This window comes from Pseudomonas sp. C9 (assembly GCF_002000165.1).
Taxonomy (GTDB): Bacteria; Pseudomonadota; Gammaproteobacteria; order Pseudomonadales; family Pseudomonadaceae; genus Aquipseudomonas.
Genome location: NZ_MPAK01000001.1, coordinates 1,940,099 through 1,958,792, shown reverse-complemented (window position 1 = coordinate 1,958,792; position 18,694 = coordinate 1,940,099). Strand labels below are relative to the sequence as shown.

Genomic DNA, 18,694 nt, shown 5'->3' with positions numbered 1-18,694 from the left:
TTCTTTTTGCCTGCGATTTATCACTGCCCGGCCTGATGCTCGAAAAAGGCCCGGGTATCTTCCAGATAGGCGCCGCGACTTTCCGGATCGAGCCAGGCCGCATAGGCCTCGCTCAAATGATCGCGCGGCATTTTGCGCAGCAATTGGTTGATCTCGACGATGGCCTGCCGACCCTTGGGAGTGTCGGTGCAACCGATGTAGCCGGAGAGGTATTTGCCGGTGCCGCGAATCGGATAAAACTGCAATTCATCTTCCGCTATTCCTTGCTGTTGGGCCTGATAGCGGATTTCCGGGCGGTAGCCCAACAACAGTCGCAAGCGCCCCAGGCGTTGCATTTGCAACAGACTGCCCAAGGCGTCGTTTCCGTAGTGCAACGTCAACGCACCGGGCGGTGCTTGTTTGAGCAATGCATCGAGGTATTCGCCGTAGTTGCGCTCGGCAATAATCCCCAACTTCTCGCGACCACTGGCCAGCAGGGCCGCCAGGTCTACTTCACCGTCCCGAATAAAGGGCTCCAGCACCGGTTGATCTATCCGTCTGACCGCCAAACCATTGCTCATGGCCCGAAAAACCGGGAGGGAAAATGCGATCCAGCTTTCACGCTCCTTGCTCCAGTTCAACGCCGCATCGCAGGTCAGGGAAGGCTCGTGGAGCATTTGCAGGCCGCGAGCGCGATTGACCCGCATCACGGTGTGTTCGTATTGCGGCATGCCGGCGATCAATAGGGGCAACAGTTGATCGATGACGCCCTGGCCTTTTTTCGGTCCTTCGAAAATGGTCAGGGGCGGTAGATCTCGCATCAACCAGACCAGGGTTTCCCTGGGTTGTGCCATCGCCGATGAGACCAGGCCGCCGAGCAGAAATATCAACAGCAACGCGCCTGTCACCCGCGCGTCGGACGACGTGCGAGGTGTAAAGGGCAACGCAAGCAGGCGCCTCAGCTTAGATAGCTCCGTCTTTGCGCAGTTGTGCGATCTGCGTCGCGTCATAGCCAAGTTCCTGGAGTACCTGTGCGTTGTGCTCGCCCAGTTGCGGCCCAACCCATTGCGAAGTGCCGGGTGTCTCTGAGAGTTTCGGCACGATTCCCGGCATCTTGAAATCTTTGCCGTCCGGAAGCTTGGCCTGCAGGAACATTTCCCGGGCCAGGTACTGCGGATCGCTGAACATGTCTTCGGCACTGAAGATCCGGCTGGCCGGAACGTCGGCCTGATTCAGCTGTTCGATAACCGTGTCCAGCGGCAGTGAGTTGACCCAGCGATCGATCACGCCATAAATTTCGTCGCGACGGCTGTCACGCCCGTCATTGCTGGCCAGCACCGGGTCATTGGCCAGGTCTTCGCGGCCGATGATCAGCATGAACCGTTTAAAAATCGCATCGCCGTTGGCGCCGATCTGCACATGTTTGCCGTCGGCGCTGGTGTGGATCGAGGAGGGCGTGATGCCCGGCATGATGTTGCCGGTGCGTTCGCGAATGAAACCAAACACATCGAACTCCGGCACCATGCTTTCCATCATGGCAAAGATCGCTTCGTACAGCGCCACGTCGACCACTTGGCCGAGACCGCCGTTCACTTCGCGATGACGCAGGGCCATCAGTGCGCCGATCACGCCCCAGAGCGCCGCGATCGAGTCGCCGATGGAAATCCCGGTGCGTACCGGTGGTCGGTCTTCGAAACCGGTGATATAGCGCAAACCGCCCATGGATTCGCCAACCGCGCCAAAACCTGGCTGGTCTTTCATCGGCCCGGTCTGACCGAAGCCGGAGAGACGCACCATCACCAGTTTCGGGTTCAGCGCGTGCAAGGTCTCCCAGCCGAGGCCCAGTTTTTCCAGCACGCCAGGGCGGAAATTCTCGATCAGGATGTCGGCTTCGCCCAGCAACTTTTTCAGAATCGCCAAGCCGTCAGGGTGTTTCAGGTTGAGGGTCAGGGATTTTTTGTTGCGTGCCTGAACGAACCACCACAGCGAAGTGCCTTCGTACAGTTTTCGCCATTTACGCAACGGATCGCCGCCGTCGGGGGATTCGATCTTGATCACTTCAGCGCCAAACTCGCCGCAAATGCGTGAGGCAAACGGCCCGGCGATCAGCGTACCCAATTCAATGACTTTCAAACCTGAGAGCGGTTTTCCTGTAAGCGGCATGCGGGATCCTGTAGGACAAAGGCTGAGCGGATACAGCGTTTTAACATAGCCGAACGTCAGACGACCAAGGTTCATCGCCTTCAATTCGTTGATTGCCTACAGCATCGGTTAGACTTGCCGCCTTTCCTCGTATCAAGAAGCCCGTTCATGGCCCAGCCGTCCACGACCTACAAGTTTGAACTGAACCTCACCGACCTCGACCGCAGCGTTTACCAGACTGTGAAGCAGACCATAGCCCGTCACCCTTCGGAAACCGAAGAGCGCATGACCGTGCGGCTGCTGGCCTACGCCTTCTGGTACAACGAGCAGCTGTCTTTTGGCCGTGGTCTGTCAGACGTGGATGAGCCCGCTCTGTGGGAAAAGAGCCTGGACGACCGTGTCCTGCACTGGATCGAAGTCGGTCAGCCAGATGCCGATCGCCTGACCTGGTGCTCGCGTCGCACCGAACGCACCAGCCTGCTGGCCTACGGCAGCCTGCGTGTCTGGGAAACCAAAGTGATCCCGGCGATCAAAACCCTGAAAAACGTCAACATCGCCGCCGTGCCGCAGGAAGTCCTGGAAACCCTGGCCAAGGACATGCCACGCGTTATCAAGTGGGACGTGATGATCAGCGAAGGGACGATTTTCGTGACCGACGACCGTGGTCAGCACGAAGTCCAGTTGCAATGGCTGCAAGGTGAGCGCGGCTGATCCTGCGCCGACACCCGATTAATCCCACGTATTCAAGAGAAGCCTCCGTCACCCCATGCGTATCGATCCTCGCCAACTGCCTGCCACTCTGCCATTTCTCGGTGATCTGCCACCGCTGCTGACCCGCCTGTACGCAGCGCGGGGCGTGCTCACCGAGGCTGAACTGGACAAGAGCCTGGCGCGGCTGATTCCGTTCCAACAGCTCAAAGGCATCGATGCCGCCGTGGATTTGCTGGTGACGGCGCTGGAGCAGCGGCAGCGGATTCTGATCGTCGGCGACTTCGACGCCGATGGCGCGACGGCCAGTACCGTGGGCGTGTTGGGATTGCGCCTGCTGGGCGCCGCTCATGTCGACTACCTGGTGCCGAACCGTTTTGAGTATGGCTACGGCCTGACACCGGAAATCGTCGAAGTGGCGTTGACCCGTTCGCCACAGCTGCTGATTACCGTGGACAACGGGATCTCCAGCGTCGAAGGTGTCGCGGCGGCGAAGCAGCATGGCCTGAACGTGCTGGTTACCGATCACCACTTACCGGGCGATGAACTGCCGCTGGCCGATGCCATCGTCAACCCGAACCAGCCAGGGTGCGAGTTTCCGAGCAAGGCGCTGGCCGGCGTCGGGGTGATTTTTTATGTGCTGATGGCTCTTCGCGCCCGTCTGCGCAGCCTCGGGTGGTACGAGAGCCGCCCGCAGCCAAACATCGGTGAACTGCTCGACCTGGTGGCGCTGGGCAGCGTTGCCGACGTGGTGCCGCTGGATGCCAACAACCGGATTCTGGTGCACCAGGGCCTGGAGCGAATTCGCGCCGGCCGTGCCCGGCCGGGAATCAAGGCCATCCTGGAAGTGGCCAAGCGCGAACCTGCACGCATCACCTCCACGGACTTGGGCTTCATTGTCGGCCCGCGCCTGAACGCGGCAGGGCGGCTGGACGACATGAGCCTGGGTATCGAATGCCTGCTCACCGAAGACGCGGGAATGGCGCGGGAAATGGCCGTCCAGCTGGATGGCATGAACCAGGACCGCAAATCCATCGAGCAAGGCATGCAGCGTGAAGCGCTGGCGCAACTGAAGGATTTGCCGGTCGAGTCGATGCCGTTCGGCTTATGCCTGTTCGACCCCGAATGGCACCAAGGGGTCATCGGGATCCTCGCTTCGCGTATGAAAGAGCGCTATTTCCGTCCGACGATCGCCTTTGCCGATGCGGGCGATGGTTTGCTCAAGGGCTCGGGGCGTTCGGTTCAGGGCTTCCACATTCGCGACGCGTTGAGCGTGGTGGCAGCGCAGCATCCGAACCTGATCAGCAAATACGGCGGTCATGCCATGGCGGCTGGCCTGACGCTGCCGGAAGCGAATTTTCCGCTGTTCGCCGAGGCCTTTGACGCCGAAGTGCGGCGGCAATTGCGTGAAGAAGACCTGACCGGGCGCCTGCTGTCGGACGGCACGCTGGCGGTCGAAGAGTTCCACCTCGAGCTGGCGCGTGCCCTGCGACATGCCGGTCCTTGGGGGCAGCACTTCCCGGAGCCGTTGTTCCATGGCGTGTTCCAATTGGTCGAGCAGCGCGTGGTCGGCGAACGTCACCTCAAAGTGGTACTGAAAAGCGAATGCGGTTCGGTCAAACTCGACGGTATCGCCTTCGGCGTCGACCGCGATATTTGGCCGAACCCGACCATCAAGTGGGTGGAATTGGCCTACAAGCTCGACCTCAACGAGTTCCGTGGCAACGAAACCGTTCAGCTGATGATTGTCCACATCGAACCGCGTTGACTCCATCGCGGGCTTGCCCGCGATAGCAAACTTTCTGACCCCCAATTCATCTGAACCCTCCCTCATCCCCCGATGTCGACTAGGCTCTAATCACTGCTTGATTATCCTTGTGACGTCTTGTCGAATTTTTTGCCCGCGGGGGCGGGTGCTGCGCCTTTTTCATGTCACTCGTCGACTTTTCAAACAGAACCCTGGAGCCTGCCCACTGATACGAGAGGTGACCCATGAGTCTGCTGCTTGAACCCTATACCCTGCGTCAATTGACCCTGCTCAACCGTATCGCGGTATCCCCGATGTGCCAGTACTCCAGCGTCGATGGGCTGGCCAATGACTGGCACCTCGTCCACCTCGGCAGTCGCGCTGTCGGCGGTGCCGGCCTGGTGTTTACCGAAGCCACGGCGGTCACCGCCGACGGGCGCATCACCGACCAGGACCTCGGCCTGTGGAACGACGAACAGATCGAACCCCTGCAACGCATCACGCGCTTTATCGCCGCCCAGGGATCTGTGGCCGGTATCCAGTTGGCGCACGCCGGGCGCAAGGCCAGCACCCATCGGCCGTGGCTCGGCAAACATGGCAGCGTCAAGCCCGAAGACGGTGGCTGGGTGCCGGTGGGGCCTTCGACGATTGCATTTGACCCGCAGCACACCCACCCACGGCAGCTCGATGAAAGCGAGATCGCCGAGGTCGTCCAGGCTTTTGTTGACTCGGCCCGGCGCGCACTGACCGCTGGTTTCAAAGTGGTCGAAATACACGCCGCCCACGGTTACCTGTTGCATCAATTTCTTTCGCCCCTGAGCAATCAGCGACGCGATCAATTTGGCGGTTCGTTCGAGAACCGGATTCGGCTGGTGCTGCAAGTCACTGAAGCGGTGCGTGCGGTATGGCCTGAAGAGCTGCCGCTGTTCGTGCGGGTGTCGGCTACCGATTGGGTGGAAGACGGCTGGAACCCGGATGAAACGGTAGAGCTGGCGCGCCGCCTCAAGGCGTTGGGTGTGGACCTGATTGACGTGTCCTCGGGCGGTACGGCAGCCAATGCCGAAATTCCGACAGGGCCCGGTTATCAAACCCGCTTCGCTGAGCGTGTGCGCAAGGAGTCAGGCATCGCCACTGGCACGGTTGGAATGATTACCGAGCCGGCGCAAGCCGAGCACATTTTGCGCACCTGTCAGGCGGACATCATCTTCCTGGCCCGCGAGTTGTTGCGCGACCCGTATTGGCCGCTGCATGCCGATGATGACCTGGGTGGACGCAAGGCCATCTGGCCGGCGCAATACCAACGCGCGACCCATCGGGAGCAGCCGATTCATGAGTCGGATTTGCGTGACTGATTGACGCTGTAAAACCAAAAAGCCCCGGTCGAGTTGACTGGGGCTTTTGCGTTTCTGTGCACTGAGGTTTGTTGTCTGTCAGGCCCTCATCGCGAGCAAGCTCAGCGCCTACAAGGGTATCGTATCGAACGCATACACTTGTAGGCGCTGAGCTTGCTCGCGATGGGGCCAGCCCAGACAACCATTAACTGTCAGGTGTACTTACGCTTATCCGGCGCCGGCGGGAAATACTGATACAACCAGGTTTCACTCAACGTCCGGTCATTGGTTCGAATGAACAACCGCAGCTCCACCGGCTCGACGCTGTCATTGGTGGGGAACCAGTCGAAGGTGATGCGGTAACCCTTGATGTCATCGAGCACCAGCACGTTGAAATCCTTCACCTGCCCGTTCGAGCACGTCACCACCGGCTCGATCCCGGCACCTTCGGGCAAGCGATCGAGGCCGCCGCCGGTGAAGTCCACGGCAAAACGCCGCGCCCAGACTTCGGGGTAGTGCTCGCCCGGCGCCCAGCCCTCGGTGAAGCCGCCCATGCCCGAACGGGTGGCGTTGACCCGAGCCAATGGCGTGCCGACCGGTGGCAGCGCGCTCCAGTACAGCTTGTAGCCATAGTTCAGGGAGTCACCGGCCGCGACCGGTTTTTTCGGGGTCCAGAACGCGACGATGTTATCCAGTGTTTCACCGGTCGTAGGAATTTCCAGCAGATCGATAGAGCCTTCGCCCCACGCGGTTGTAGGTTCTACCCACAGGCTCGGACGCTTGCTGTACCAGTCGACCGTGTCCTGATAGCTGGCGAACTCATGGTCCGTCTGCACCAGGCCGAAGCCTTTGGGATCGGTGTCGGCGAAGGCATTGAATTGCAGTTTCGCCGGGTTGTTCAGTGGGCGGCAGATCCACTCGCCATTACCACGCCACATCGCCAGACGGTCCGAGTCGTGAATCTGTGGGTGAATGGTGTCGCACATGCGCCGTTCATGGGTGCCACAGCTGAACATGCTGGTCATGGGTGCGATCCCCAGTTGCTCGATGGCAGTACGCGCGTTGACGTGGGCATCGACCGCCATGACCACCTGATTGGCCTGGCAATCGATATCAAAACGGTAAGCGCCGGTGGCGCTCGGCGAATCCAGCAGGGCATAGACCACAAAACGGGTGCTGTCCTTGTCCGGAGTCTCGAACCAGAACTTGGTGAAGTCCGGAAATTCCTCGCGCTTCTTTGCGTAGGTATCGATTGCCAGGCCGCGTGCCGACAGCCCGTATTGCCCGGTGCTATCCACCGCTCGGAAATAACTCGCGCCAAGGAAGGACAGCACATCGTGCCTGTCCAGCTCCGGGGCCTTGAACAGCTTGAACCCGGAAAACCCCAAATCGCCCGTCAGTTGTTTGGTGTCGACCGTGGTTTTTTCATAGTTGAACAGGGAAGGGCGGAAATGCACCTCGCGCGCCTGACGCGTCTTGGGATCGACGCTGTACATGCGAACCGGCTGCTTGAACCCCATGCCGACGTGGAAAAACTGCACATCCAGCTGACCGTTCAGGTCTTTCCACAGCGAATGGTTCGCGTCGTAGCGGATGGCGTTGAAATTCTGCGGCGTCATGGTCGCCAGCGTTGGCGGCAGCACCTGCTTGGTGTCCTGATAGCGGTTGCCGGCAAGTTGCTTGGCCTGAATTTTCAGTGCTTCGAAATCGAAGGCCTGGGCCTCGCCATCCGCTGTGCCATTGCCCGCCCAGGCGCGGGCGGCCAACAGGCCGGTGGCAGACAAACCGGTGTAAGCCGCGATGGCCATGGACGCTTTGAGCAAGTTCCTGCGATGCATAAGTACAACCTGTCGTGAACAATCCCGCGCCGTTCCTGGCACGTGCTGGATCAAAAATATCGGTTCGGACATGCCTTCGGCCAAACGCAACGGACTTTAAACAGATGCCAAATAGCTTAAACCGTTCGATTGCAGACAAGAATTGATGGGTAACACTTTGTCAGTGCAGCAATGAAACAAGAAATGTCGGTGAAGTTTTCCGACAGTACTTTCTGATTTATAGGGCATTTCTGCTTTTTTTGACTAATTACTCTAAAAATCGCTTTTCAGCGCGCAGATAGTTTCTATTCTGTGGTCATGACCGGTTTCTGCCCTTCAGGCCGGCGACTGATGAAGAGGAAAGGGCGATGCGGTTTTTGAAGTTTCCACAGACCTATAGAAGGACATCGTCCATGACGAAAGTACAAGGACTCACCGATATGTTAGGAATCCTTCCGTGCCTGGCGAGTGGCCGGCGAAGGCGTCGGCTCAGCCCGGATGAGCTGAAGTTGTTGCAACGGTATCGCGAGCTGTCGGAGAGCGACCGGATTGCGATGCGGTATCTGGTGGATGCGATGCGGAGTGTTTCGCGGTTTTGAAGGTTTGAGATTAAGTCTTGTTGGAAAGCCAAGGGGCGGACTGTGAAGTCCGCCCCTTTTTCATCTTTTACCCTGTCTTCAACTGCAAGTGCCCATGATCTTGAAGGGTCGTTGTACTTGCATCAGGTCAGGCATGTCCCGCCATTTGATCCAGGCTTGATGTTGCCAATGCAGCAGCGGCACCGAGATGCCTGCCCATTGCAATGAACTCAGGCTTGGAATGTTATCCACAGCAGCTTTCGACTCACGCAGGGTAGGTATGACCTCGTTGCTCAGCCATTGGCGCAAGTTTCGGTTTTCCGGGACGAAATGGTGAACCAGCAGGGCGTACATCCCAGATTCGCTGACCATCAACGATTCAATGGTTTTGCCGTTCCTCAGCAACAAGACCTGTTGCCGTTCCTCAGCAACAAGACCTGTTGGCGCTGATCGGGATCGAGCTTCAGGGTGAGGCGTTGATCCAGAGGGCGGCCCATCAGGCGACCGAGGTCCTGGACGCAGAACCAAGCCTGGTTGGCGTGCATGAAGGTGTGAAGAAAGCGGTTGTGGCGGGTGAAGACGGTTGGGGTGAAATGAGAATGGATTTTGGACGGATTTAGCGTGTGCTCAAGCATTTTCGACTCCATGTTGAAAAGGAGCCGCCACTGATCCTTCGACAGATTTGGGTGGCGGACCGTGCGGCGTTCGAAGTCGGGACATTCTCGATCAACATGAAGCCAAGAGGCCCGCGCCACACGGCCCACCATAAAGCGAAACTGAAAGGCAAAAAATTGCCCCAGTTCATATGGGGGCGCGGATGCGCCATGTTGATAGTGTTCCGGCTTCGACCCCGGGTCGCTGATTTGGCAGCGACGAGGTAAAGCCTATCTCTCAGGCGCTCGCGGCGCCAAGTCTACTCTGGCGACGCATGCCGTAGGAATGGGGCTTTTAACTTGAAGGCTCGGGCTGTAGGAATTTCCTGTTTTTGCTTGAAATGCACTGATGCAGCATCCCAGCCCAGGTTTTTCCTATAGTTTTTTCGTTTTCAGGAACGAACTGCAGGTTTGCTACATGTTGATCGAATTCTCTGTTTCCAACTATCGCTCCTTCCGTGACAAACAAACCCTGTCCATGGCTGCGACGCCGCGCTTGAGCAAAAAGCGCAACCTGTTCGCGCCGCCGGTAAATGGAGAAAAACTGCCGGATTTGTTGAAGGTGGCGGCGATCTACGGGCCGAATGCGTCTGGTAAATCTTCGCTCATTCGGGCGATGGGAATCATCGGACAGTTGCTCACAGCATTACCGTCCTCAAATGATGAACCGCTACCGGTTTCGCCCTTTCGTTTTGACCCGAAACTCCAACATGAACCCAGTTGTTTTGAGTACAACTTCATTCAACGCGGGCTCCGATATCGGTTTGTTCTGCGACTGACTGCTCTGCGGATTATCGAGGAACAACTGGTTTCATACCCCAAAGGCAAGGAAGTGCTGCTGTATCAGCGTCGTTTTGCGGAGGAGGGTGAGCAGTATATTTTTGGAGCACACCTTGAGGGTGGTAAAGAAGTCCACAATGCGTGGCGGCGTCTGACGAGCCCCAAAACATTGTTTATTTCGCAGGCGATAGCGAACAGTAGCGAAGAGCTGACCCAGTTGCGGGGTCCGTTTGGCTGGTTTCAAACCGGTCTACTCGTGATCGAGCAGAACAACTTCATGGGGCTGTCAGCCGCGGCCATCAGATTTCTGAAGATTGCTTCGGATCACACCGGCAATTTGCGAGATTTTCTAAAGGATGTGGATATCCCTGTGTCAGCTATCCACCTCAACACCGAAGACGCGGAATCTGTTCAACCTGCAAAAAAACTCACGCTGAAAGAGTTCTTTGCGGCCGCCCAAAAAGACAAAGTTACCCTGACGCATACGAGCCTTCTTGGAAAAGCCGAATTCGATTTTTCAGAGGAGTCGGGGGGTACAAAAAACCTGATCGGATTCTGGCTGCCCTGGTTCATGATCAATCACGCCGATGGGAGCGGGATTCTTTCTGTCGATGAGTTGGACAGCAGCCTTCACCCTTCAATCGTTGATGACCTGATTGAGAAACACTTGGACAGTGGGCTGGATACTCAACTGATCTTTACCACCCATGACACTCATCTAATGAACGCCAAAACACTTCGGCGCGATCAGTTCTGGATCACCGAGCGCGATGCCAACGGTGCAACCTGTCTTTATTCGGTTCACGATTTTGAAGGACGAGAAGGAGAGGACGTCGAGAAGCGCTACTTTGAAGGCCGTTATCGCGGATTACCGTTGATAAGGCGGGGCTGATCATGGCACGCCCTATACGGCTGTTTGATCGAAAGGCATCCCGGTTCAAGCCTCAACCCAAAGTGCTGATTCTCTGTGAAGACAGCAAGTCAGGAAAACGATACCTGGAAGAGGCCGCATTTCATTTTCGCGCCAATGCTCAAGTGGACATTGCCCACTGCGGCATCACACACCCAAGTGGCATTGTAAAAACAGCCATCGCCCGTCAGAAAGGATTCGATAAGGTGTTTTGTGCCTTGGATCGCGATACGCATTTGTGTTTTGAGCGAGCAATTAATCTGGCTAGGCCGCATCCGAAAATCAAGGTCATCGCTTCATACCCCTGTTTTGAGTTTTGGCTTCTTCTGCATTTTGGGTTCAATCGAAAGCCTTTTCGTGCGGTCGGGAAGTGCTCTCCAGGCGACTTGGTAGCCAAGAGCCTCAGAGAAAAGCCCAACATGGATAAGTATGCGAAGGGCGAAGACATCAACTATTTCGCCAAACTCTTGGGGGAGCCATTTCAAAGGGCAAGAGCTTTAGCGCCAAAGATTATCGAGGATGTCGCCATTAGCGGCGAAGCCAACCCGAGTACCGAAATCCATCTATTGATGGACGAGTTTGAAAGTCTCTCCAAACCTCAACCGATTTAACACCACCAACCCAGCCCGCATCGCTGCGGGCTGAGAAAGTACCTTTACCGACTAACCTTCCACGCATCCCCCGCAGGCGCAGTCCCGTGGTCATACGGCTTGGCAATCCACATGTACAACAACCCCAGGCCAATCACGATGGCCGTGCTCAGCACCATGGCGTAGTTGATGTACCACGCCGCATCCGGCGTACGTGGCCAGGCCATGTTGATGATTGCGCCAATGCCATACGCCAGCGCGCCGATGTTCACGATCCAGCCCCACGCACCGAGGGTGAATTTGCCGCTTGGTTTCCAGCCTTTCATACGGGCGTAGAGAGCCCCGAGCACGATCATCTGGAACGCCAGGTAGATGCCGATGGCGGCGAAGCTGACGATGGTGGCCACCGCATCCTGCAGGAAGAAGCCCAGCACGATGATCAGCGCCGGCAGGACGCCGGACACGAACAGCGCTGCAACCGGAACCTGGGTCGTAGGAGAAATCTTCTTCAGCAGTGAGCTGCCGATGACCATTTCATCCCGAGCGTAGGAATACAGCAGACGACTCGCCGCCGCTTGCAGGCTGATGACACAGGAGATGAAGGAAATCATCACCACGCCCATCACCACTTTCGAACCGACCGGGCCGAAGGCGTTGTTGAGGATGGTGGTGACCGGGTCCTTGTCGGTGCCATTGATCACGGCTTGCATGTCTGGCACGGCGAGGATCAGCGCCAGGCAGGCGAACATCGCCGCGATGCCACCGATGTAGATGGTCATGCGCATGGCCACCGGGATTTTCTTGCTCGGGTTCGGGGTTTCTTCGGCCACATCGCCGCAAGCCTCGAAGCCGTAGTACAGGAACATCCCCGCCAGCGAAGCGGTCAGGAAGGCTGGCAGGTACGAGCCGTCAACACTGATGTCGAAGGTGTTGAACAACACGCTGAGCGGTTGATGACGCTCGAAGACCAGCAGGTAAACGCCGACGATCACCGCGCCCACCAATTCGCACAGGAAGCCGAACATGGCGATGCGCGCCAGCACCTTGGTGCCGCTGAGGTTGACCAACGTGGCAAACAGCGTCAGCAACAGCGCGATGATGATGTTGGTGTTGTTGCTCGGTTCAAAACCCATCATGGCCGCCAGGTACGGGCCGGCACCCACGGCAACTGCCGCGATGGTCACGCACAGGGCGATGGAGTAGATCCAGCCGACCATCCACGCCCAGCGCTTGCCCACTAAACGACGGGCCCACGGGTAGACGCCACCGGAAATCGGGAATTGCGAAACCACTTCACCGAAGATCAGGCACACCAGCAACTGGCCGCATCCGACCAGCAGGTAGGCCCAGAACATCGGTGGCCCGCCCGCCGCGAGGCAGAGGCCGAAGAGGGTATAAACCCCTACGACCGGCGAGAGGTAAGTGAAGCCCAGGGCGAAGTTTTCCCACAGGCTCATGCTGCGATTGAAGTTCGACGTGTAACCCAGTTTGCGTAACTGCTCGGCGTCGCTGTCAGCGACGGGGACAGCGAGTTCGGGTGTTGTATCCATGGTGTTAGCTCCGGAAAATCGGCAGATTTCGGATGTCCGAAACCGTGGCGGGGCCATGACGGCACTGCCCGGATCGGTGGTTATTGTTTTGACTTCTTTGGGGTGGAACCTGGGTGGTGCGTACTGCCGGTTTCTGCCTTGAAACCGAGGTGACGCCTTCGCGAGCAAGCCCGCTCCCACAGGGGAATGCGGTCAAATGTGGGAGCGGGCTTGCTCGCGAAGCTTTTAGTGCTTGAACATCACATGCCGGACGACGGTGTAGTCCTCCAGCCCGTACATCGACATGTCTTTGCCATAACCGGACAGTTTCTGACCGCCGTGAGGCATTTCGCTGACCAGCATGAAGTGCGTATTCACCCAGGTGCAGCCGTACTGCAAGCGGGCAGACAGGCGATGCGCGCGACCGACATCCGCCGTCCAGACCGACGACGCCAGGCCGTAGTCCGAATCATTGGCCCAGCCCAGCACTTGGGCTTCATCGCTGAACTTTGTGACCGACACCACAGGCCCGAACACTTCGCGGCGAACAATTTCGTCATCCTGCTGGGCGTCGGCCAGTACGGTCGGCTCGAAGAAGAAGCCATTGCCGTCCACCGACTTGCCGCCGGTGATCAAACGGATGTGCGGTTGTGCAATGGCGCGCTCGACAAACCCGGCCACGCGGTCGCGATGTTGGGCGGTGATCAACGGCCCCAGTTCGGTCGACGGATCATCCTGCAAGCCGTACTTGATGCTGCTGACCGCCGCGCCGAGCTTCTCGACGAATTTTTCGTAGATGCCTGCCTGCGCATAGATGCGGCATGCCGCCGTGCAGTCCTGGCCGGCGTTGTAGAAACCAAAGGTGCGGATGCCTTCCACGGCGGCGTCGATGTCGGCATCGTCGAAGATGATCACCGGGGCTTTGCCGCCCAGTTCCATGTGCATGCGTTTAACGGTGTCGGCGGTGCTGGAAATGATGTTCGAGCCGGTGGCGATCGAACCGGTCAGCGACACCATGCGCACTTTGGGGTGCGTGACCAACGGGCTGCCCACGGTAGGACCACGGCCAAACACCAGGTTGAGCACGCCGGCCGGGAAAATTTCCGACGCCAGTTCGGCCAGGCGCAGGGCGGTCAGCGGGGTTTGTTCCGACGGCTTGAGCACCACGGTATTACCGGCGGCCAGGGCCGGGGCGATTTTCCAGGCGACCATCATCAGCGGGTAGTTCCACGGCGCGATGGAGGCGATCACGCCCACCGGATCGCGGCGGATCATCGAGGTATGGCCCGGCAGGTATTCACCGCCCGCCGAACCGCTCATGCAACGGCTGGCGCCGGCGAAGAAGCGGAACACGTCGGCAATCGCCGGGATCTCGTCGTTCAACGCGGCGCTGTACGGTTTGCCGCAGTTGTCCGATTCCAGTTTGGCCAGTTCTTCGCCATGGGCTTCGATGGCGTCGGCGAGTTTGAGCAGCAGCAGCGAGCGTTCTTTGGGCGGGGTATGCGACCAGCTTTCAAAGGCTGCAGCGGCAGCGCGCACGGCGGCATCGACCTGGGCCTCGCTGGCTTCGTTGATTTCGACCAGTACGCGACCCAGGGCCGGGTTGAACACGGATTGGGCGGGGCCTTCGCCGTCGATCAGTTGGCCGTTGATCAAGAGTTTGGTTTGCATGGCATTGTCCTCATCGCAACTGTTGTTTTTCTTCTGTGGGAACCGGCTCAAATGTGGGAGCCGGTTCCTACCGGGAGTAAGGGTTTTCAGTTATTTCCCGCCGCTACCGGCCACACTCTCACCGCCCCGGGTCAGGTAATAGGCGCCGAGGATCGGCAGCATGGTCACGATCATCACCAGCATCGCGACGACGTTGGTCACCGGCACGTCCCGTGGGCGGCTGAGCTGGTTGAGCAGCCACAGCGGCAAGGTGCGTTCATGGCCGGCGGTGAAGGTGGTGACGATGATTTCGTCGAACGACAAGGCAAAGGCGAGCATGCCGCCGGCCAGCAACGCCGAGCCGAGGTTCGGCAGGACGATGTAGCGGAAGGTCTGCCAGCCATCGGCGCCGAGGTCCATGGACGCTTCGATCAGGCTGTGTGAAGTACGGCGCAAACGGGCGATGACGTTGTTGTAGACGATCACCACGCAGAAGGTCGCGTGGCCGACGATGATGGTGAACATCCCCGGCTCGATCCCCAAGGTCTTGAAGGTCGCCAGCAAGGCGATCCCGGTGATGATCCCCGGCAACGCAATCGGCAGGATCAGCATCAGCGAAATGCCTTGCTTGCCAAAGAAGTCGCGCCGGTACAACGCCGCTGAAGCCAGCGTGCCGAGGACCATGGCGATCAGCGTGGCGATCGAAGCGATCTGCAACGACAACTTGATCGCTTCCAGCACGTCGGGGCGCGAGAACGCCACGCCGATCCACTTCAGGGTGAAACCCTTGGGCGGAAAGCTGAAAGCCGCGTCTTCGGTATTGAAGGCGTACATGAAGATGATCAGGATCGGGAAGTGCAAAAACAGCAACCCGCCCCAGGCTGCGATTTTCAGGCCCCAAGAGGCTTTGTCAGAGTGCATCGAAGGCCCCCAGTCGTTTGACGATGGACAGGTAAATGGCGATCAGCACAATCGGCACCAGCGTGAAGGCGGCGGCCATCGGCATGTTGCCGATCGCGCCTTGCTGGGCGTACACCATGCTGCCGACGAAGTAGCCCGGCGGGCCGACCAGTTGCGGCACGATAAAGTCGCCCAGGGTCAGCGAGAACGTGAAGATCGAACCGGCGGCGATGCCCGGAATCGACAGCGGCAGAATCACTTGCATGAAGGTCTGGCGAGGCTTGGCGCCTAGATCGGCCGAGGCTTGCAGCAAGGACGGCGGCAGGCGTTCCAGGGAGGCCTGAATCGGCAGGATCATGAACGGCAGCCAGATGTAGACGAACACCATGAAGCGCCCCAGGTGCGAGGTCGACAAGGTGCTGCCGCCCACGGCCGGAATGCCCAGCACAAACTGCAACACCGGCTCCAGCCCCATGTGTTGAACGAACCACTGCGCGACGCCGCCCTTGGCCAGCAGCAAGGTCCAGGCATACGCCTTGACGATGTAACTGGCCCACATCGGCATCATCACCGCGATGTAGAAAAACGCCTTGGTCTTGCCGGTGGTGTAGCGCGCCATGTAGTAGGCAATCGGGAACGCGACGATGGCGCTGGCAATCGACACGACGACAGCCATGCTCAAGGTGCGCAGGATGATGTCGAAGTTCGACGGCTGAAACAGCGCTGCGAAGTTCGCCAGGGTCAGGTCGGGTGTGACCGCCATGGTGAAGTCATCGAAGGTGTAGAAGCCTTGCCACAGCAGCACCAGCAACGAGCCGAGATAGATCGCGCCGAACCACAGCAGTGGCGGCACCAGCAGCAATGACAGGTAAAAATTCGGCCGGCGATACAGCAGGTTGGAAAACCTGCGCAACGGCGAGCCGCCGGCCGGGGTTTGAGGGATAACCACGCTGGTCATCTCACACCCCGCCGGCAACGGTGTCGTGCAACGGGATCATGGCTTCCCGTGCCCAGCGTGCGCTGATGCGTTGCCCGGTCTGGTGCTGGGCGCTGACGTCCAGCCATTGATTGTTGGCCTGGCTGATGTTCAGGGTCTGGCCGTTTTCCAGCTTCAGTTCGTAGCGAGTAGCGCTGCCCTGGTACTGGATGTCGTGCAGCAATCCGCTGACTTCGATTTCGTGGCCGGCCAGCGGGCCTTCGGCGAAACGCACGTGTTCGGGACGAATCGAGAACGGCTGTGGATTGCCGCTCAACTGCTTGGCCAGATCGCCGCGAATCACGTTGGAGGTGCCGACGAATTCGGCGACGAAGGTCGTTGCCGGTTTCATGTAGAGGTTGCGCGGGGTGTCGACCTGTTCGATGCGGCCCTTGTTGAACACGGCCACGCGGTCGGACATCGACAGCGCTTCGGTCTGGTCATGGGTGACGAAAATGAACGTGATGCCGAGCTGGCGTTGCAGTTTCTTCAGCTCGCTCTGCATTTGCTCGCGCAGCTTCAAGTCGAGGGCGCCCAAGGGTTCGTCGAGCAGCAGCACACGCGGGCGATTGACCAGTGCGCGGGCCAGGGCCACACGCTGACGTTGACCGCCGGACAGTTGCACCGGTTTGCGCTCGCCGTAGCCACCGAGGGCGACCATGTCGAGGGCTTCTTCGGCGCGTTTCTGGCGCTCGGCCTTGCCGACGCCTTTGACTTTCAAACCATAGGCGACGTTGTCGCGCACATTCATGTGCGGAAACAGGGCGTAATCCTGAAACACCGTGTTGACGTCACGCTCATACGGCGGCAACCCGGCGGCCTCTTCGCCGTGAATCCGGATAGAGCCTGCGCTCGGTTGTTCGAAACCGGCGATCAGGCGCAAACAGGTGGTTTTGCCCGAGCCGGAAGGGCCCAGCATGGAGAAAAACTCGCCGTCCTGGATGTCGATGGAAACCCGGTCTACGGCTTTCACTTCGCCGAACAGACGGGAAACGTTGGTGAACTGGACTGCAAGCGTCATGGTGCGGTGCTCCAAAAAGGCGAGGGCCGTCGCAGCGGCCCTGCCTGGACTTCTGAAAAAACTGAAACTTAATGAACAGCGTCGTAGCAGCTGTCGAGGTACGAGGCTGCGTTGGGCTGCGCAGCGGCCCCGAGGGCGGTCCTGCGGACACGCAACGCAGCCTCGTGCCTCGGCAGCTGCTACGGGGGGCTTATCGGCCGCCCATGATCGCGATGTAGTCCTGGGTCCAGCGGCTGTATGGCACGAACTTGCCGCCTTCAGCCTGCGGGGTTTTCCAGAAGGCGATCTTTTCGAACTGGTCGAAACCGTTGGTTTTGCAGCCCTCGGCGCCCAGCAGTTCGCTGCCGGTGCACGCCGCCGGCACCGCTGGCAAGGAGCCGAACCAGGCCGCCACATCACCCTGGACTTTCGGTTGCAGCGACCAGTCCATCCACTTGTAAGCGCAGTTCGGGTGCTTGGCCTCGGCGTGCAACATGGTGGTGTCGGCCCAACCGGTGGCGCCTTCTTTCGGGATGGTCGAAGCGATCGGCTGCTTCTCGTTCATCAGGCCGTTGACCTGATACGGCCAGGCACTGGACGCGACCACGCCTTCGTTCTTGAAGTCACTCATCTGCACGGTGGTGTCGTGCCAATAGCGGTGGATCAACGGCTGCTGGGCGCGCAACAGATCCAGCACGGCTTTGTACTGTGCTTCGGTCAGTTCGTAAGGGCTCTGGATGCCCAGCTCCGGTTTGGTGGCCTTGAGGTACAGCGCCGCATCGGCGATGTAGATCGGGCCGTCATAAGCCTGCACGCGACCCTTGTTTGGCTTGCCGTCCGGCAGGTTTTCCGCATTGAACACCACGCCCCAGCTGGTCGGCGCGGTCTTGAACACATTGGTGTTGTACATCAACACGTTCGGGCCCCACTGGTACGGGGTGCCATAGGTTTGTTTATTGACGACGTACCAAGCCCCGTCTTTGAGGCGAGGGTCAATGTTCTTCCAGTTCGGGATCAACGCCGTGTTGATCGGCTGCACACGCTTGCCGCCAATCAACCGCAACGAGGCATCGCCCGACGCGGTCACCAGGTCGTAACCGCCCTTGGCCATCAAGCTGACCATTTCATCGGAAGTGGCCGCAGTCTTCACGTTCACCTTGCAACCGGTTTCCTTCTCGAAACCGGTGACCCAGTCGTAGGCCTTGTCGCTTTCGCCACGTTCGATGTAGCCGGGCCAGGCCACGATATCCAGCTGACCTTCGCCGGCGCCGACCGCTTTCAGCGGTTCAGCGGCCTGGAGGCTGGCGCTGGCCAGCAGCGCTGTAGTGATTGCACTGAGCAGTGCGGTCTTGTGCACGAACATGGGAATTCCCTCTTCTTTAATTATGGTCGGGGCAGTTGTGA

General features: G+C 58.9%; 15 protein-coding genes and 1 pseudogene. 6 read left to right on the top strand and 10 right to left on the bottom strand.

The annotated features are described in order from the left end of the window. Window positions 1-20: 20 nt before the first annotated feature. Together BMS17_RS09285 and BMS17_RS09280 are read right to left on the bottom strand one after the other, a co-directional pair. On the bottom strand, window positions 21-833 hold the full coding sequence (locus BMS17_RS09285) for a TIGR02285 family protein (protein ID WP_371916722.1): 813 nt from the start codon (window positions 831-833) through the stop codon (window positions 21-23). A gap of 109 nt (window positions 834-942) precedes the next feature. After that, window positions 943-2,142, bottom strand: a complete 1,200-nt coding sequence (locus tag BMS17_RS09280; protein WP_046029052.1) for a CaiB/BaiF CoA-transferase family protein — start codon at window positions 2,140-2,142, stop codon at window positions 943-945. Between the two features lie 147 nt (window positions 2,143-2,289). Between BMS17_RS09280 and BMS17_RS09275 the strand changes: the two genes are divergently transcribed. From BMS17_RS09275 to BMS17_RS09265, 3 genes are all read left to right on the top strand, one after another. Next, window positions 2,290-2,832, top strand: a complete 543-nt coding sequence (locus BMS17_RS09275) for a YaeQ family protein (RefSeq protein ID WP_046029054.1) — start codon at window positions 2,290-2,292, stop codon at window positions 2,830-2,832. Between the two features lie 55 nt (window positions 2,833-2,887). Continuing rightward, window positions 2,888-4,597 carry a single-stranded-DNA-specific exonuclease RecJ gene (gene recJ / locus BMS17_RS09270; protein ID WP_046029056.1) on the top strand — a complete coding sequence of 570 codons (1,710 nt, stop codon included), beginning with the start codon at window positions 2,888-2,890 and terminating at the stop codon, window positions 4,595-4,597. A gap of 224 nt (window positions 4,598-4,821) precedes the next feature. Continuing rightward, window positions 4,822-5,928, top strand: a complete 1,107-nt coding sequence (locus BMS17_RS09265) for an NADH:flavin oxidoreductase/NADH oxidase (RefSeq protein WP_046029058.1) — start codon at window positions 4,822-4,824, stop codon at window positions 5,926-5,928. 191 nt (window positions 5,929-6,119) lie between these two features. On the opposite strand, the gene BMS17_RS09260 is transcribed toward BMS17_RS09265, so the two are convergent. After that, complete coding sequence (locus tag BMS17_RS09260; RefSeq protein ID WP_077430816.1) at window positions 6,120-7,745, bottom strand: glucan biosynthesis protein D; 1,626 nt, start codon at window positions 7,743-7,745, stop codon at window positions 6,120-6,122. 392 nt (window positions 7,746-8,137) lie between these two features. Between BMS17_RS09260 and BMS17_RS09255 the strand changes: the two genes are divergently transcribed. Continuing rightward, window positions 8,138-8,323, top strand: coding sequence for a hypothetical protein (locus BMS17_RS09255; protein WP_046029626.1), 186 nt, complete (start codon window positions 8,138-8,140; stop codon window positions 8,321-8,323). A 78-nt stretch (window positions 8,324-8,401) separates the two neighbouring features. Here BMS17_RS09255 and BMS17_RS09250 read toward each other — a convergent pair. Then, window positions 8,402-8,937, bottom strand: a pseudogene (locus BMS17_RS09250) (Bro-N domain-containing protein). Window positions 8,938-9,373: 436 nt separating this feature from the next. Between BMS17_RS09250 and BMS17_RS09240 the strand changes: the two are divergent. Beyond that, entirely contained in the window at window positions 9,374-10,627 is a 1,254-nt protein-coding gene (locus BMS17_RS09240) for an ATP/GTP-binding protein (RefSeq protein WP_077432174.1), read from the top strand. A gap of 2 nt (window positions 10,628-10,629) precedes the next feature. Further along, entirely contained in the window at window positions 10,630-11,256 is a 627-nt protein-coding gene (locus BMS17_RS09235) for an RloB family protein (RefSeq protein WP_077430814.1), read from the top strand. 44 nt (window positions 11,257-11,300) lie between these two features. Here the strand turns inward: BMS17_RS09235 and BMS17_RS09230 are convergent, their stop codons facing one another. From BMS17_RS09230 to ydcS, 6 genes are all read right to left on the bottom strand, one after another. Beyond that, entirely contained in the window at window positions 11,301-12,785 is a 1,485-nt protein-coding gene (locus tag BMS17_RS09230; RefSeq protein WP_046029071.1) for an APC family permease, read from the bottom strand. A gap of 225 nt (window positions 12,786-13,010) precedes the next feature. After that, window positions 13,011-14,435, bottom strand: a complete 1,425-nt coding sequence (locus tag BMS17_RS09225; RefSeq protein WP_077432173.1) for a gamma-aminobutyraldehyde dehydrogenase — start codon at window positions 14,433-14,435, stop codon at window positions 13,011-13,013. A 90-nt stretch (window positions 14,436-14,525) separates the two neighbouring features. After that, window positions 14,526-15,335: an ABC transporter permease gene (locus tag BMS17_RS09220; protein ID WP_077430813.1), complete on the bottom strand. Its 810-nt coding sequence runs from the start codon at window positions 15,333-15,335 to the stop codon at window positions 14,526-14,528. Then, window positions 15,325-16,272 (bottom strand): ABC transporter permease, encoded by a 948-nt coding sequence (locus tag BMS17_RS09215; RefSeq protein WP_077430812.1) that lies wholly within the window; start codon window positions 16,270-16,272, stop codon window positions 15,325-15,327. Before BMS17_RS09215 ends, BMS17_RS09220 begins: the two co-directional genes overlap by 11 nt. Before the next feature lies 1 nt (window position 16,273). Then, entirely contained in the window at window positions 16,274-17,311 is a 1,038-nt protein-coding gene (locus BMS17_RS09210) for an ABC transporter ATP-binding protein (RefSeq protein ID WP_077430811.1), read from the bottom strand. A gap of 190 nt (window positions 17,312-17,501) precedes the next feature. Then, on the bottom strand, window positions 17,502-18,653 hold the full coding sequence (gene ydcS, locus BMS17_RS09205; RefSeq protein ID WP_046029082.1) for a putative ABC transporter substrate-binding protein YdcS: 1,152 nt from the start codon (window positions 18,651-18,653) through the stop codon (window positions 17,502-17,504). Window positions 18,654-18,694: the final 41 nt, after the last annotated feature.

What these genes read in the sequence shown, in the direction of transcription:
- BMS17_RS09285 (WP_371916722.1), bottom strand. Translation starts at nt 833, where the DNA reads ATGGCACAACCCAGGGAAACCCTGGTCTGGTTGATGCGAGATCTACCG.
- BMS17_RS09280 (WP_046029052.1), bottom strand. Translation starts at nt 2,142, where the DNA reads ATGCCGCTTACAGGAAAACCGCTCTCAGGTTTGAAAGTCATTGAATTG.
- BMS17_RS09275 (WP_046029054.1), top strand. Translation starts at nt 2,290, where the DNA reads ATGGCCCAGCCGTCCACGACCTACAAGTTTGAACTGAACCTCACCGAC.
- recJ (WP_046029056.1), top strand. Translation starts at nt 2,888, where the DNA reads ATGCGTATCGATCCTCGCCAACTGCCTGCCACTCTGCCATTTCTCGGT.
- BMS17_RS09265 (WP_046029058.1), top strand. Translation starts at nt 4,822, where the DNA reads ATGAGTCTGCTGCTTGAACCCTATACCCTGCGTCAATTGACCCTGCTC.
- BMS17_RS09260 (WP_077430816.1), bottom strand. Translation starts at nt 7,745, where the DNA reads ATGCATCGCAGGAACTTGCTCAAAGCGTCCATGGCCATCGCGGCTTAC.
- BMS17_RS09255 (WP_046029626.1), top strand. Translation starts at nt 8,138, where the DNA reads ATGACGAAAGTACAAGGACTCACCGATATGTTAGGAATCCTTCCGTGC.
- BMS17_RS09240 (WP_077432174.1), top strand. Translation starts at nt 9,374, where the DNA reads ATGTTGATCGAATTCTCTGTTTCCAACTATCGCTCCTTCCGTGACAAA.
- BMS17_RS09235 (WP_077430814.1), top strand. Translation starts at nt 10,630, where the DNA reads ATGGCACGCCCTATACGGCTGTTTGATCGAAAGGCATCCCGGTTCAAG.
- BMS17_RS09230 (WP_046029071.1), bottom strand. Translation starts at nt 12,785, where the DNA reads ATGGATACAACACCCGAACTCGCTGTCCCCGTCGCTGACAGCGACGCC.
- BMS17_RS09225 (WP_077432173.1), bottom strand. Translation starts at nt 14,435, where the DNA reads ATGCAAACCAAACTCTTGATCAACGGCCAACTGATCGACGGCGAAGGC.
- BMS17_RS09220 (WP_077430813.1), bottom strand. Translation starts at nt 15,335, where the DNA reads ATGCACTCTGACAAAGCCTCTTGGGGCCTGAAAATCGCAGCCTGGGGC.
- BMS17_RS09215 (WP_077430812.1), bottom strand. Translation starts at nt 16,272, where the DNA reads ATGACCAGCGTGGTTATCCCTCAAACCCCGGCCGGCGGCTCGCCGTTG.
- BMS17_RS09210 (WP_077430811.1), bottom strand. Translation starts at nt 17,311, where the DNA reads ATGACGCTTGCAGTCCAGTTCACCAACGTTTCCCGTCTGTTCGGCGAA.
- ydcS (WP_046029082.1), bottom strand. Translation starts at nt 18,653, where the DNA reads ATGTTCGTGCACAAGACCGCACTGCTCAGTGCAATCACTACAGCGCTG.